The organism is Pseudomonas entomophila L48 (assembly GCF_000026105.1).
Taxonomy (GTDB): domain Bacteria; phylum Pseudomonadota; class Gammaproteobacteria; order Pseudomonadales; family Pseudomonadaceae; genus Aquipseudomonas; species Aquipseudomonas entomophila.
Genome location: NC_008027.1, coordinates 3,946,717 through 3,960,560 on the forward strand (window position 1 = coordinate 3,946,717; position 13,844 = coordinate 3,960,560).

Below are 13,844 nucleotides of genomic sequence, written 5' to 3' on the forward strand. Positions count from 1 at the left end.
AAGGCAAACGTCAGGCGCAGCGCCTGAGCGGGGTCTTTATTGATAGTTGTCTTGAAACATCCAGAAATCAAGTTGCCACTACAGGAAATTTTCACCCGTACTTCACGGCATGTTCAGGATTCCCAGAGGCGCATGCGCACGCGGCAGTGCTTCATGGCATTGACAATGTGCTTTTCCACCAGGCTGCGGGAGATGCCCAGGCGCTCGGCGATCTGCTGGTGCGACAGGCCATCGATCTTGCGCAGCAGGAAGCTGTCGCGGCATTGCGCGCTCAGCTCACCCAGTGCGCGCTGCATCAGGGCCAGGCGCTGGTCAAGTTGCATGCTCTGCACAGGGGCCGGGCTGTGCCAGCGCTCATCGCTGTCGAGCACTTCCAGCGGCTCGACCTGGCGGATCTGATGGCGGCGATGGCGATCGACCACCAGGTTCAGGGCGGTGCGATAAAGGAAGGCGCGCGGATGCTCGATCTGCTCGCCTTCGGTGCGCTCCAGCACCCGTAGATAGGCGTCATGGGCCACATCCTCCGCGGCCTGGCGATTGCCCAGGCGTGCGGAGAGGAAACTCACCAATTCGCGATAGTAATGTTCCACGACGGCACCTGGCGTTCCCCTGCACACGCACTGACCTGCAGGGCTGCGGGTCTGGATGATATCAGCGTGCGATCTTACAAATTATAATTATTCTCAGCAACACGGAGTTCAGCCACCGTCCTGGTTAAATCGCCTTGCCTGGCATTCGTTTAACTGGCACCCCCGGGAACGTGCCCCTGCCGTCCTCGGCCACTCCCCTCGGCTGGAAGTCCGCATGACTCGCACATCCAACACTCGCCGCCTGGCCTGCGCCACACTGGGCCTGCTTGGCCTGGGCTGCCTGCTGGCCTGGAAAGCCCTGCCCTTCGGCGGTGCCACCGTCAGTACCGTGCCGGTGACCCGCGCCGACATAGAGAGCAGCGTCACTGCACTGGGCACCCTGCAACCCAGGCGCTACGTCGATGTCGGCGCCCAGGCGTCCGGGCAGATCCGCAAGCTGCATGCCGAAGCCGGCGATGAAGTGCGCCAAGGCCAACTGCTGGTCGAGATAGACCCCTCCACCCAGCAGGCCAAGCTGGATGCCGGGCGTTTCTCGATCGAAAACCTCAAGGCCCAGCTTGCCGAGCAACGCGCCCAGTTCGTCCTCGCCCAGCAGCAGTACCAGCGCCAGCATGACCTGGCCGCCGCCGGTGCCACGCGCCAGGAAGACCTGCAGGCAGCCCAGGCACAACTGAAAGTGACCCAGGCGCGCATCGACATGTACCAGGCCCAGATCCGTCAGGCCCAGGCCAGCTTGCGCAGCGACGAGGCGGAGTTGGGCTACACCCGCATCTATGCCCCCATGGACGGCACCGTGGTGGCGGTGGACGCCCGCGAGGGGCAAACCCTCAATGCCCAGCAGCAGACGCCGTTGATCCTGCGCATCGCCAAACTGTCGCCCATGACCGTCTGGGCCCAGGTCTCCGAGGCGGACATCGGCAAGGTCAAGCCCGGCATGACGGCCTACTTCACCACGCTGGCCGGCGGCAAGCGGCGCTGGAGCAGCACCGTCAGGCAGATCCTGCCGATCCCGCCCAAGCCGCTGGAACAATCCAGCCAGGGCAGCGGCAGCCCGGCCAGCGCCACGGCCGGCACCAGTGGCAGCAAGGTGGTGCAGTACACCGTGCTGCTGGATGTCGAGAACCCCGATGGTGCCTTGATGGCCGAGATGACCACCCAGGTGTTCTTCGTCGCCGGCCAGGCCAACCAGGTGCTCAGCGCCCCGCTGGCGGCGCTCGACGAAACCCCCGGCGGCGAGCTGCGCCTGGCCCAGGTGCTCAACGCCGATGGCAAGATCGAGGCGCGCCAGGTGCGCACCGGGCTGAGCGACCGGCTGCGGGTGCAGATCCTAGACGGCCTGCGCGAAGGCGAACGCCTGATCATCGGCGCGCCCACCGCCAGCGGAGGCTGACATGAGCGCTCCCCTGATCGAGCTGTGCGATATCCGCAAGGCATATGGCGGCATCGACTCGCCCAAGGTGGAAGTGCTGCGCGGCATCAGCCTGAGCATCCACCCCGGCGAGTTCGTCGCCATCGTCGGCGCCTCGGGTTCCGGCAAGTCCACGCTGATGAACATCCTCGGCTGCCTCGACCGCCCCACGTCCGGCAGCTACCGTTTCGCCGGCCGTGATGTGGCGGAGCTGGACAGCGACGAACTGGCCTGGCTGCGCCGCGAAGCGTTCGGCTTCGTGTTCCAGGGTTACCACTTGATCCCCTCGGGCTCGGCCCAGGAGAACGTCGAGATGCCGGCGATCTATGCCGGCACGCCGCCCGCCGAGCGCCACGCCCGTGCCCTTGCCCTGCTCGACCGCCTGGGCCTGGCCAGCCGCACGGGCAACCGTCCGCACCAGCTTTCCGGTGGCCAGCAACAGCGTGTATCGATTGCCCGAGCCTTGATGAACGGCGGCCATATCATTCTCGCCGACGAACCCACCGGCGCCCTGGACAGCCACAGCGGCGCCGAGGTCATGGCCCTGCTCGACGAACTGGCCAGCCAGGGCCACGTGATCATCCTCATCACCCACGACCGGGAAGTGGCGGCGCGCGCGCAGCGCATCATCGAGATTCGCGATGGGCAGATGGTCAGCGATTCAGCTGCCTCACAACCTTCACCGGCGCAACCCGAGCAGTTGCAGGCCAACGACCTGCGCCAACGCCTGGACCGCGGCGCCATCCTCAAGGGCGCCTGGAAGGGCGAGATGATCGAGGCCTTGCAGGCCGCCTGGCGGGTCATGTGGATCAACCGCTTCCGCACCGCCCTGACCCTGCTCGGCATCATCATCGGCGTGGCCTCGGTGGTGGTCATGCTGGCGGTGGGCGAAGGCAGCAAGCGCCAAGTGATGGCGCAGATGGCCGCGTTCGGCTCCAACATCCTCTACCTCAATGGCAAGCGCGCCACCGCCCAGGAACCTGGCGGCATCGTCACCCTCGACGACGTAGCGGCGATCGGCGAACTGCCGCAAGTGCTGCATGTCATGCCGGTGATCGGTGGCCAGCTGATGGTGCGCCAAGGCAACAGCAGCCAGAAGTTCTACGTGGGTGGCAACAACACCTGGTTCCCCGCCATCTTCAACTGGCCGGTGGTCGAAGGCACATTCTTCAGCGAGGCCGACGAAGCCAGCGGCGCCGCGGTGGCAGTGATCGGCCAGAAGGTGCGCAGCAAGATGTTCGGCGAAGGCAGCAACCCGCTGGGGCAATACCTGTTGATTGGCAACGTGCCGTTCCAGGTGGTCGGCATCCTCGCGGCCAAGGGCGCCAGCTCCGGCAGCGAGGACAGCGACGAGCGCATCGTCGTGCCCTACTCCGCCGCCTCGATTCGCCTGTTCGGCAGCCACGACCCGGAATACGTGGCTATCGCCGCCATCGACTCGCGCCGGGTCAACGAGACCGAAGCCGCCATCGACCGCCTGCTGCGCCAGCGCCACCAGGGCAAGCACGACTTCGACCTGACCAACGACGCGGCACTGATCCAGGCCGAGGCCCGCACCCAGAACAGCCTGTCGCTGATGCTCGGGGCGATTGCCGCGATCTCGCTGCTGGTCGGTGGCATCGGGGTGATGAACATCATGCTCATGACCGTGCGCGAACGCACCCGTGAGATCGGCATCCGCATGGCCACCGGCGCCCGCCAGCGCGACATCCTGCGCCAGTTCCTCACCGAGGCGGTGATGCTGTCGATGGTCGGCGGCGTCACCGGCATCGTCATCGCCCTGCTGGTTGGCGGCGGATTGCTGCTGGCCGATATCGCCGTGGCCTTCGCCCTGCCCGCCATCCTCGGCGCCTTCGCCTGTGCGGTGATCACCGGCGTGGTGTTCGGCTTCATGCCGGCACGCAAGGCCGCCCGCCTCGACCCGGTCAAAGCCCTTACCAGCGAATAGCCCATGACGATTCCCAGCCGTATCAGCCTGTTGAGCCTCAGCCTTTGCCTCGCCGCTTGCAGCACCCCGCCGCCACCTGCGGCGGACATCGACGCGCCGCCCACCTGGCAAGGCATGACCGACCCGACGCAGCCCTTGCCGGACCGGCAATGGTGGCAGGCGTTCGCCAGCAACGAGCTGGATCGCCTGGTGGAGCGTGCCCGCCAGAACAGCCACGACCTTGCTGCCGCAGCGGCGCGGGTGCGCCAGGCGCAAGCCAGTGCGGTGATTGCCGGGGCGCCGCTGTTGCCCGAGGTGCAGTCTGGCCTGGATGGCTCACGCCAGCGCTTGTTGCGTGGCGAAGGCAACGACCAGCTCGACGCCAGCAGCCGCGAGCGCACCAGCACCTCGTTCGGTGCTCGGTTAAGCGCCAGTTACGAAATCGATTTCTGGGGCGGCCTGCGCGCCGCCCGCGACAGCGCCCTGCGCAACCTCGACGCCAGCCGCTTCGATCGCCAGACCGTGGAGCTGACGCTGGTCGGTGCCGTGGCCGACAGCTACTTGCAGGGCCTGGCCCTGGAGGAGCAGTTGCGCATCGCCCGCCTTAACCTGGAAAACGCCCGGGATGTGCTCGGGCTGGTCGAGGCCCGTGAGCGCTCGGGCTCGGCCACGCGCCTGGAACTGGCCCAGCAACGCAGCCTGGTGGCAGCCCAGGAACGCCAAGTACCGCTGCTCGAGCAACGCCGGCAGGACAACCGGGTGACCTTGGCCACACTGCTGGGTGAACCGGTGCAAGCCCTGCCCACCAGCGCCGAGACAATCGACGCGCTGCGTTGGCCCGGCATCGGCAGCGGCGTACCCAGCGAACTGCTCGGGCGGCGCCCGGACATCGCCGCCGCCGAGGCGCGCCTGGCGGCAGCCAGCGCCAACGTCCAGGTGGCCAGGGCCGCCATGCTGCCGCGCCTGGTGCTGGGGGCGACCCTTGGCAGTGGCGCGCGCACCTTCGCCAACCTCGGCGACAGCCCCTACTACACCCTCACCGCCGGCCTCACCGCGCCTATCTTCAACAATGGTCGCTTGAGCGCGGCCCGGGACCTTGCCGGCGCCGAACAAGAAGAGCTGCTTGAGAAGTACCGGACCAGCATTCTTGCGGGCTTCGCCGATGTGGAAAAAGCCCTGAACGCCATCGATGGCGTGGAGCGCCAGCGCCAATGGCAGGACCAGGAAGTGGAGCAGGCACGCCTGGCCTTCGACTTGGCCCAGCGACGCTATGCAGCCGGGGCCGAGACCCTGCTGACGGTCCTCGAGACCCAGCGCACGCTCTACCTGGCGCAGGACCAGCAGGCGCAACTGCGCCTGGCGCGATTGCAGGGGAGCGTGGCGTTGTACAAGGCGCTGGGGGGAGGATGGCAGGCGTCGAAGGCGTGAGAATCCGCAGCGCCCTCCTGTGAGGGCCTCGCCTTCTTGTAGAGCAATGTTCGCCGGCAAGCCGGCTCCTACTGGGATCTGTAGGAGCCGGCTTGCCGGCGAATGGGCCCTCAGGAAAGGATGTTCTTCATCGACAGGTGCCGCGCATACCACGGCCGCTGCGGTACCTTGCGCAGGAAGCCGTCGATCTTGTCGTCCTCGCCAAAGGTGATGCGCAAGGCCAGTTTCATGGTCTCGACGTCCATCTCCACCGACTTGCCCGGGCGCGTGCCCGGCTGAGTGCTGCAACCGTGGGTGTCCGGCCCCAGCCAGGGGTCGTCGACCTCCACCCAGTGCCCCGGCGCGAACCAAGGCACGCCATTGACGTCCTGGCGCCGCACCTGGCCCGGATGGAAGCGCTCGTGAGCGCGGAACCAGTCATCGATGCGGTCGTCGATCCAGCCATGGAACCCCCAGAACACCGGGTTGACATGCGAGGAGAACGGGTCGCCGAGGAAATCGTTCTCACGTTCGAACCAGCGCGCGGCGAAATCCGCCTGGTCGCGGGCGAACGGCACCGGCGCGGCATTGTTCGGGTCGCGCGGCACCGACGCCCAGCACATGTGCAACCAGTCGTGCAGGGTCATCTCCAGCTCCGAACCGAAAGCCCCCAGCGATAGCTTCGACAAGTACACCGGGTCCTGGTACTGCGACTCCCAGACCTGGAAGTTGCCGCAAAAAGTCTCGTTGGCCTTGATTGCCGATACCCACTGGCCATAGGCATCGTCGCCCGGCGCCTGCCAGGCCGGCGGCACGCAATAGCCATCGTGGTTGTCGTGGTAACGGGCAAAGCCCTGGCGATCGAACTCGACGTTCGGTTGCGGCAGCGGAAAGCGCGGCCAGGAAGGCAAATCCTGCAAGGTACGCGCGTACATCAGCATGTGCCGGTGCATGAACAGGAAGTCGATGCCGGAACCATTGCGGTGCTTGCGCGGGCCACGGGCGTCACGCTCGCGATCCCTTGGGCCGGGCTGCCAGCCCAGGCCGCGCAGGGCATTCTGTTTCTGCGCCGACAGGCGATGCCATTTGTCCCGGGTCGCGTGCCACAGCTGGTGGAACAGACGGTGTTCGGCGCCAATCACCCAGGCCTGCATCTGCGGGGTATAGGGCAGCCGCTCGCGGGCCTCGGGGAACAGACGCTTGACCGCGACGAAGCGGTTGTCCAACAGGGGCATGGTCAGCGGGCGGTCCAGGCGCTGCAGGCGCCCGCTCAAGGTACCCGTGCCCGCGTTGGCGAAACGGCCCCACACCTCGTCCAGGCTGGCCACGCACTCGTAGACCGAACGGCCGCGCGTGTCGACCAGGCGCCAGCGCACTTCACGCGAGCTGGCGCCGACCAGGTCGCCCAGCACACGGTAGGCGGGCTCCCCGTCACCGCGCAGACGCTCACCGGTATCGATGTAACCGCGCAAGCCGCGCCCCTTGGTGGCCACATCGAAAAACACTTCCAGGCCCTTGGCGGGCAACCCCTCTATGCCGGCGTCGACGCCTTCGAGGCGCAGGTCCCAGACACCACGCAAGCGATCCGCCAGCACCTGGCCGGAATAATCGGCCAGCTCGACGCTCGCCTCACCGGGCGTGACGATGTCGTCCTCCGGGTCATGGGTCAGCTTCTTGTGCGCGTAGTAGGCAGCCGTACCCGTGGCGCCCGCCACGGCCAGGCCCGCGATGAATCCTCGTCGAGAAATTGTCATTGCGCCTCAGTCCATTCCCGCCATGCTGCGGTGTCTATCCAAGCTAGGACGTAGGCTGGGGCTGAAAATTTAGCGTCAGCCGGGCAAGCCTAATTCAAGCCCGCGCGGACTCGTCTGATCAGTACCCCCTACCGACAGAGGTACGACCATGACCTCCCTGCTCTCCCGGTTGACTCGCCCCACCAAGGCGACCCCCTACCGGATCTTCGATGTCGACCTGAAAGCCATCGAGCCCCTGAGCCCGTCCCTGTGCCGCTTCGTCTTCGGCGGCCCGGAAGTGGCGCAGATGACCACCCTGGCTGCGGACCAGCGCATCAAGCTGTTCTTCCCAACGCCCGCCGGGCAACCGCCACGCCTGCCCAAGGACGGCCAATGGCAACAGGCAAGGCGCGACCTGGCGCCGCAGGACACACCACCGATGCGCACCTACACCATCCGCGCCCTGCGCCGTGAGGCTGGCGAGGTGGACGTGGACTTCGTGTTGCATGGCGTGAACGGGCCGGCGTCGGCCTGGGCGACCCAGGCCAAGGTCGGCGACCGGCTGCAGATGGTCGCGCCGAACCTGGCCTATACCGAAGATCCGGGGGGTTACGAATGGAAGCCTCCACGCAGCGCCCAGCGCATCCTGCTGATTGGCGACGAAACCGCGCTGCCGGCCATCGCCGGCATCCTCGAGCAACTGGCGCAGGATGCTGCAGACCTGCCCGTGGAGGCGTTCATCGAGGTGCCGCTGGAAGAGGACTGCCTCTCCTTGCGCCACAGCCCCGCCACTCGCCTGCACTGGCTGCCCCGCGACCTGCTGCGCTGCACGCACGGCCACGGCATGCAGCATGCGGTGCGTGAACTGGCCAGCCTGCCCGTCATCCGCGCCAACGCTTCGGTGGAACTGGAGGATGTGGACATCGACCAGCGCATTCTCTGGGAGCTGGCGAGTGGCGAGAGTGGCGACTTCTACGCCTGGATCGCCGGCGAGTCGGCGACGGTGATGGACATCCGCCGCTTCTTGATCAAGGAGCGCGGGCTACCCCGGGAAAACCTGACATTGATGGGCTACTGGCGCGACGGCCGCACATTCGATTGATGCGCCGCTTCCTGTAGGAGCCAGCTTGCTGGCGAACCGCGGTGTGACGGTTCGCCAGCAAGCTGGCTCCTACAGGGAAGGGTGTGCGGCGTCAGCCGACTGCGGCCGCCACGGCCTCGGCGAACCGCCCGGCAACATCGTCGATCTGCTCGGCACTGATGATCAACGGCGGCAGGAAGCGCACCACCGCACCATGCCGGCCGCCCAGCTCGAGAATCAAGCCACGGCGCAGGCATTCGCGCTGCACCTTCGGCGCCAGGGTCCGGCACGCCGGCGGATGACCCAGCGCATCGGCCTCGCCCGCCGGGTCGACCAGTTCGACCCCCAGCATCAACCCGCGCCCACGGATATCACCCAATTGCGGATAGTCCCGCTGCAAGCGCTGCAGATGCCCACGCAGACGCAGCCCCATGGCCTCGGCATGCTCACAGAGGCGGTGTTCGACCAGGTAGTTCATCACCGCCGACCCCGCCGCCATGGCCATCTGGTTACCCCGGAAGGTGCCCGCGTGGGCACCCGGCGACCATGTGTCGAGCCAGTCGCGGTAGACCATCACCGCCAGCGGCAGGCTGCCACCGATGGCCTTGGACAAGGTGACCACATCCGGCACGATCCCGGCGTGCTCGAAGGCAAACATCTTCCCGGTACGGGCGAAACCGCTCTGGATCTCGTCGACTATCAGCGCCACGCCGGCCTGCTCGGTGATCCGGCGCAGTCCGCGCAGCCACTCGATATCAGCCGGGATCACCCCGCCCTCGCCCTGCACCACCTCGACAATCACCGCCGCCGGCAAGGCCACGCCGGCCTCGGGGTCGTTCAGCAGGTTCTCCAGGTAATGCAGGTTGGCGCGCACGCCGGCCTCGCCACCCAGGCCGAACGGGCAACGGTAGTCGTAGGGGTAAGGCAGGAACTGCACGCCGTTGCTCAGCAACGCGCCCAGCGGCTTCTTCGGCCCCAGGCTGCCCATCAGGCTCAGGGCGCCCTGGGTCATGCCGTGGTAACCGCCCTGGAACGCCAGCACGGTGCTGCGCCCGGTGGCAGTGCGCACCAGCTTGAGCGCCGCTTCCACGGCATCGGTACCAGTGGGGCCGCAGAACTGGATCTTCGCTTCGCGGCGCAGGGCCTCGGGCAGCAGGCCGAACAGGTCCTGGACGAACTGGTCCTTGACCGGCGTCGTCAGGTCGAGGGTGTGCAGCGGCAGCTCATCGGCCAGCACGCGCTGGATCGCCTCGACCACCACCGGGTGATTGTGGCCCAGGGCCAGAGTGCCGGCGCCGGCCAGGCAGTCGATGAACTGACGGCCCTCGACGTCTTCCACATGGATGCCACGGGCGCGTTTGAGTGCCAGCGGGATACGCCGGGGGTAGCTGCGGGCGTTGGACTCCTGTTGCTGCTGGCGCAGCAGCAGCGGCGAGTCCGCGAATTCGTACAGGGCCTGGGGCGCGGAGGCCGGCAGCGCCTGGGCAAGGCTGGAAACGGTCGACATCGGAAAAGTCCTCGCAAGCAAGCGAAAGTGCCCGCCACGCGCCCTTTAACCGGATGTGTGTCGGGTGGTCATCGCTTGGAAAACGCTTCAGCGAGGGAAGGATTTAGCCGCTGGCGTGGGATTTGTGACGCCTTTGCCCACCTGGTGCCCGCCCATACCTGTAGGAGCCGGCTTGCCGGCGAATGGGCCAGAGCAAGCAGCACCGCTCAAGCGCCCGAACGCGCCGGCACCTGCAACCTCACCCGCAAACCATCGGCCTGGCTGTCGAAGCGCAGGCTACCCGCGCAACGTTGGACAATCGCCTGGACAATCGCCAACCCCAGCCCACACCCGCCACTCTGGCCATTGCGCCAGAAACGCTCGGTCAAATGCTGCAAGTCCTCCTGCGCGATCCCCGGCCCATGGTCGCGCACCAGGAAGTCCACCTGCCCATCCAACGCCTGCACCTCCAACTCCACCGCCGCATCGCCACCATGGCGCAGGGCGTTGTCCAGCAGGTTGCGCAAGGCCGCCACCGCCAGTGGCGCCGGCATCCCCAGGTAGACCTTGGCGGCATCCTCCGGCAAGCGCAGAAGAATGCGCCGGTTGTCGCCCCCACCGGCATCCTGGATCGCCTGCAGCGCCACCTGCTCGGCACTGCACTGCACGCCATCGTCGAACGACAGGCTGCCCTCGACCCGCGCCAGCATCAGCAACTGCTCCAGCGTGCGGTGCATCCGATCAGTCCCCTGCTCGGCATGCTCCAGGGCCTGCTCGCGCACCGCGCCGTCGGTCATCCGCGCCACCTGCAGGTGGGTCTTGATCGCGGTCAGCGGGCTGCGCAGTTCGTGGGCGGCATCGTCGGTGAGCCGACGCTCGCGCTCGATGGTCTGGGCGATGCGCAGGAACAGCTGGTTCTGCGTATCGAGCAACGGTTGCAGCTCGCTGGGCAGGCCGGCCACCTGCAACGGCTCGACACTGTCGGCGCGCCGCCTGCGCAAGGCGTCGCGCATGCGGTTGAGCGGCTCCAGGCCCTTGCCCAGGCCGATCCACAGCAACCCCAAGCTACCCAGCAGCGCCATCAGCACCGGTGCCGACGCCGCCAGCAGGATCGACTGGTTCAGCGCCTCGCGTTCCTGGTGACGGTCGGCGGTGGTGATGCGCACATCGCCATGGTTGTAGGTGAAGGTTCGCCAGGAGGCGCCGTCGATGGTCTGGTCGCGAAAGCCGCTGCGCTGGTCGTCCATCGTGCCGTCATGCTTGTGGTTGCTGGCCAGGATCTCACCGCGCAGGGAACTCACCTGGCAGGCCATGCCATCCGGCACGCTGAACTGGTCCGCAGAAAAATGCGCATCCTGTCCCTTGGCCGTCAAAGGTTGCGGCAACTGGTCGATCAGCCCGGCCACCATGCGTGCCGACGCCACCAGGCGCTGGTCGAGGGAGAACATCATCTGCTGGCGCAGGTCGCGCAGCATCCACGCCGCCGCCAGCACCCAGATTACGATGAAGGCGCTGCCGAGGATCAGCGACAGGCGAACGCGCAAGCTCACGACGATGCCTCCTCAGGAGCCTGCGCCGGCCCCAGGCGATAGCCCAGGCCACGCACGGTCTCGACGATGCCGTTGCCCAGCTTGCGCCGTAGATGGTGGATATGCACGTTGAGGGCGTTGCTCTCGACTTCGTCGCTGAAACCGTACACGCAGTCTTTCAACTGCTCGCTGGACAGCACCCGCCCCGGGTTCTGCAGCAACGCCTGGAGCAACGCCTGCTCGCGCCGCGACAGGTCTACCGGCGCGCCAGCCAAGGTGGCCACGCAACTGCTCGGGTCGTAGCACAGCGGCCCATGCTCGATCACATTGACCGCCCGCCCCGCCACCCGGCGCAGCAAGGTGTGCAGGCGCGCCGCCAGTTCGCGCAGGTCGAAGGGTTTGAGCAGATAGTCATCGGCCCCCGCCTGCAAGCCATCGACCCGATCGGTGACTGCGTCGCGCGCGGTCAGCACCAGCACCGGCAACGTCTCGCCCTGCTGACGCAGGCGGCGCAGCAGTTTCAGGCCATCTTCGTCGGGCAGCCCCAGGTCGAGGATCATCACGTCGAACTGCGCGGCCTGGAGCATCTGCCGCGCCTGCGACGCGCTCGCCACCCGGTCCACGGTCAGGCCCTGGGCCGAGAGCCCGGCGCAGATGCCGCTGGCGATCAGGTCGTCGTCCTCGCAGAGCAGAACGTGCATGGGGAAGTCTCCTGGGGTGGGGAAGCTGGCATTGCACAGGATGGTGATTAAGGGGGGATTATGAGCCTTGGCGCGGGATTCGTCGTGGGCAGGTGGCGGATCGACGGTTGGTGGGTGGCTCGTTAAGCTGGGCGATTTCAGGGACAGGCTTTTCACGGTATTGGTGAGCAGCCTCCGATATTGCTCGAAGGCAGGGCATGCCGGGACCGCTTTGCGGTCCTTTCGCGACACAAGGCCGCTCCCACAGGAATATGCGATCCCCTGTGGGAGCGGCCTTGTGTCGCGATTGGGCTGCAAAGCAGCCCCGGCGAATTCAAATTGAGCAAAAACGCCAAGGGCCTTCAAAGGGCTGGCTTTCAGGGAGGGGTCATCAAATGAGCGATATCTATCAAGGCAGCTGCCTGTGCACGGCGGTACGCTATGAATTGCAGACCGCGCCAAAGGCGGTCAGCCATTGCCATTGCAGCCAGTGCCGCAAGGGCCACGGCGCGCTGTTCGCCACTTACGGTAGCGTGCCTCGCGGCGCACTGCGGATACTGGAAGGGGCTGACTATCTCACCGAATACCCCTCTTCCGAGTCGGTACTGCGCGCATTCTGCGCACGGTGCGGCTCCTCCTTGTTCTGGTCCCGCTCGCAGGGCGAGTTCGCCGACTGGATTTCCGTGGCGTTGGCTACGCTCGATACACCGTTCACGCCGCAGAAGCACAAACACATCCATCTCGACTCAGCGGTTCACGGGTACCCACACACCTGAGCGCAAATCACCGGACAAGGATGAACGACATGGTTTCGCTGACTCACGAGCGTGTATTGGCAATCGCACTGGAAAACGCCACCAATCGCGCATTACTCGCACTATTGCCTAAGCTGGACCTGCCCAATTGCATGCTCACGGCGGGCTGCCTGTTCCAGACATTCTGGAACGTCCGCTCGGGTCGAGCAGCCGAATGGGGCATCAAGGACTACGACATCGCCTACTTCGATGAAGACCTGTCGTGGGAGGCCGAGGACCGGGTGATCGCCCGGGTGCGTGACGCTTGCCGGCACCTTGGGGTCAATGTGGAAGTGCGCAACCAGGCCAGGGTTCATCTCTGGTATGAAGCCAAGTTCGGGGCGCACTATCCGCAGCTGAAGTCGGTGACCGAGGGGATAGACCGCTACCTCATCAACTCCACTTGCCTGGGCGTGGATGTCGTTACGGGTGAGCTGTACAGCACCTATGGCCTCGAAGACCTGCAGAACGATGTGCTGAGCATGAATGCCCGGAACCCGCAGCCGGTGCTGTTCAGGCGCAAGGCCGACAGCTATCGGGAGCGGTGGCCTTGGTTGAAGGTCGCTGGCTAGGCGAGTGCCTGGTGCCGCCAATATCCCTTCGCCGCCAGCGCTTCGCACAGATAGGCCAGCGCTCGCTGGAAGACGGGATGACACTCCGCGTAGGGCAACTGATCGAGTGGTGCCCAGAAGAAATCGAAAACATGGCCATGGTCGTCCAGGGTCTGGTGAGACCACTGCTCGGGCAGTGCCGCATGCACCTGACACAGGTGGAACGACCAGACCTGATCAAGGTGTCCGGATACCCAGCAGCCCAAGTCATCCATGATCGTTGCGCCATGGATACCCGACTCCTCCGCCAACTCGCGCACAGCCGCCTCACGCGGCGCTTCGCCCTGTTCGAGGGTGCCTTTCACCAATTGCACCCCGGCCAGGGGATGGCGGAACAGAAGGATTCGCGGCTGCGGTGTGGATGAGAGCACTACGGCACAGGCTTTGTTTGGCAGCATGGCGATGTCCTTTTCGAGAATGACCGCTGGTTATCTTACCTTTGCAGGCCGTAGAGAAGACTCCCCAAGTGAAGTGACCACGGTTTATACCTGGCGAAAATCAGATTTAACCGCTTTCTTGTAGTCCATTTCCCAAACATACTGCTGCCGCCTTTTTCCCGTTGCGGCAGCCCAGGCAGGGCTCTAGTCTCGGCGAGTCG

Annotated in this window: 12 protein-coding genes; 6 read left to right on the forward strand and 6 right to left on the reverse strand. The window is 66.0% G+C overall.

Annotated elements, in window-relative coordinates:
• Positions 1-113: 113 nt before the first annotated feature.
• Entirely contained in the window at positions 114-590 is a 477-nt protein-coding gene (locus PSEEN_RS16920) for a sigma-70 family RNA polymerase sigma factor (RefSeq protein ID WP_011534769.1), read from the reverse strand.
• 214 nt (positions 591-804) lie between these two features.
• Here PSEEN_RS16920 and PSEEN_RS16925 point away from each other — a divergent pair, with 214 nt between their 5' ends.
• The 3 genes from PSEEN_RS16925 to PSEEN_RS16935 are packed head-to-tail and all read left to right on the forward strand — an operon-like array spanning position 805 to position 5,353.
• Positions 805-1,980, forward strand: coding sequence for an efflux RND transporter periplasmic adaptor subunit (locus PSEEN_RS16925; RefSeq protein ID WP_011534770.1), 1,176 nt, complete (start codon positions 805-807; stop codon positions 1,978-1,980).
• A gap of 1 nt (position 1,981) precedes the next feature.
• Positions 1,982-3,946: a MacB family efflux pump subunit gene (locus PSEEN_RS16930; protein ID WP_011534771.1), complete on the forward strand. Its 1,965-nt coding sequence runs from the start codon at positions 1,982-1,984 to the stop codon at positions 3,944-3,946.
• Positions 3,947-3,949: 3 nt separating this feature from the next.
• The gene (locus PSEEN_RS16935) at positions 3,950-5,353 is read left to right on the forward strand and encodes an efflux transporter outer membrane subunit (RefSeq protein WP_011534772.1); all 1,404 of its coding nucleotides are present in this window, start codon (positions 3,950-3,952) and stop codon (positions 5,351-5,353) included.
• A gap of 110 nt (positions 5,354-5,463) precedes the next feature.
• Here the strand turns inward: PSEEN_RS16935 and pvdP are convergent, their stop codons facing one another.
• A complete protein-coding gene (gene pvdP, locus PSEEN_RS16940) occupies positions 5,464-7,086 on the reverse strand; it encodes a pyoverdine maturation tyrosinase PvdP (protein WP_011534773.1) in 1,623 nt (540 codons plus the stop codon).
• 148 nt (positions 7,087-7,234) lie between these two features.
• On the opposite strand from pvdP, the gene PSEEN_RS16945 reads away from it, so the two are divergent.
• Positions 7,235-8,167, forward strand: coding sequence for a siderophore-interacting protein (locus PSEEN_RS16945; protein ID WP_011534774.1), 933 nt, complete (start codon positions 7,235-7,237; stop codon positions 8,165-8,167).
• A 91-nt stretch (positions 8,168-8,258) separates the two neighbouring features.
• Here the strand turns inward: PSEEN_RS16945 and PSEEN_RS16950 are convergent, their stop codons facing one another.
• The 3 genes from PSEEN_RS16950 to PSEEN_RS16960 all read right to left on the reverse strand — a co-directional run bounded on the left by PSEEN_RS16950 (position 8,259) and on the right by PSEEN_RS16960 (position 11,862).
• Positions 8,259-9,653: an aspartate aminotransferase family protein gene (locus PSEEN_RS16950; protein ID WP_011534775.1), complete on the reverse strand. Its 1,395-nt coding sequence runs from the start codon at positions 9,651-9,653 to the stop codon at positions 8,259-8,261.
• A gap of 206 nt (positions 9,654-9,859) precedes the next feature.
• A complete protein-coding gene (locus PSEEN_RS16955; protein ID WP_011534776.1) occupies positions 9,860-11,182 on the reverse strand; it encodes an ATP-binding protein in 1,323 nt (440 codons plus the stop codon).
• Entirely contained in the window at positions 11,179-11,862 is a 684-nt protein-coding gene (locus PSEEN_RS16960; RefSeq protein ID WP_011534777.1) for a response regulator, read from the reverse strand. The genes PSEEN_RS16955 and PSEEN_RS16960 overlap by 4 nt, the downstream gene beginning before the upstream one ends.
• A 374-nt stretch (positions 11,863-12,236) precedes the next feature.
• On the opposite strand from PSEEN_RS16960, the gene PSEEN_RS16965 reads away from it, so the two are divergent.
• Together PSEEN_RS16965 and PSEEN_RS16970 are read left to right on the forward strand one after the other, a co-directional pair.
• Positions 12,237-12,617 (forward strand): GFA family protein, encoded by a 381-nt coding sequence (locus PSEEN_RS16965; RefSeq protein WP_011534778.1) that lies wholly within the window; start codon positions 12,237-12,239, stop codon positions 12,615-12,617.
• A gap of 29 nt (positions 12,618-12,646) precedes the next feature.
• The gene (locus PSEEN_RS16970) at positions 12,647-13,207 is read left to right on the forward strand and encodes a nucleotidyltransferase family protein (RefSeq protein ID WP_011534779.1); all 561 of its coding nucleotides are present in this window, start codon (positions 12,647-12,649) and stop codon (positions 13,205-13,207) included.
• Here PSEEN_RS16970 and PSEEN_RS16975 read toward each other — a convergent pair.
• The gene (locus PSEEN_RS16975; protein ID WP_011534780.1) at positions 13,204-13,644 is read right to left on the reverse strand and encodes an NUDIX hydrolase; all 441 of its coding nucleotides are present in this window, start codon (positions 13,642-13,644) and stop codon (positions 13,204-13,206) included. The genes PSEEN_RS16970 and PSEEN_RS16975 overlap by 4 nt on opposite strands.
• Positions 13,645-13,844 lie beyond the last annotated feature (200 nt).

Excerpts from the sequence above, each read along its gene's own strand:
- PSEEN_RS16925 (WP_011534770.1), top strand. The coding sequence starts at position 805 with ATGACTCGCACATCCAACACTCGCCGCCTGGCCTGCGCCACACTGGGC.
- PSEEN_RS16930 (WP_011534771.1), top strand. The coding sequence starts at position 1,982 with ATGAGCGCTCCCCTGATCGAGCTGTGCGATATCCGCAAGGCATATGGC.
- PSEEN_RS16935 (WP_011534772.1), top strand. The coding sequence starts at position 3,950 with ATGACGATTCCCAGCCGTATCAGCCTGTTGAGCCTCAGCCTTTGCCTC.
- pvdP (WP_011534773.1), bottom strand. The coding sequence starts at position 7,086 with ATGACAATTTCTCGACGAGGATTCATCGCGGGCCTGGCCGTGGCGGGC.
- PSEEN_RS16945 (WP_011534774.1), top strand. The coding sequence starts at position 7,235 with ATGACCTCCCTGCTCTCCCGGTTGACTCGCCCCACCAAGGCGACCCCC.
- PSEEN_RS16950 (WP_011534775.1), bottom strand. The coding sequence starts at position 9,653 with ATGTCGACCGTTTCCAGCCTTGCCCAGGCGCTGCCGGCCTCCGCGCCC.
- PSEEN_RS16960 (WP_011534777.1), bottom strand. The coding sequence starts at position 11,862 with ATGCACGTTCTGCTCTGCGAGGACGACGACCTGATCGCCAGCGGCATC.
- PSEEN_RS16965 (WP_011534778.1), top strand. The coding sequence starts at position 12,237 with ATGAGCGATATCTATCAAGGCAGCTGCCTGTGCACGGCGGTACGCTAT.
- PSEEN_RS16970 (WP_011534779.1), top strand. The coding sequence starts at position 12,647 with ATGGTTTCGCTGACTCACGAGCGTGTATTGGCAATCGCACTGGAAAAC.
- PSEEN_RS16975 (WP_011534780.1), bottom strand. The coding sequence starts at position 13,644 with ATGCTGCCAAACAAAGCCTGTGCCGTAGTGCTCTCATCCACACCGCAG.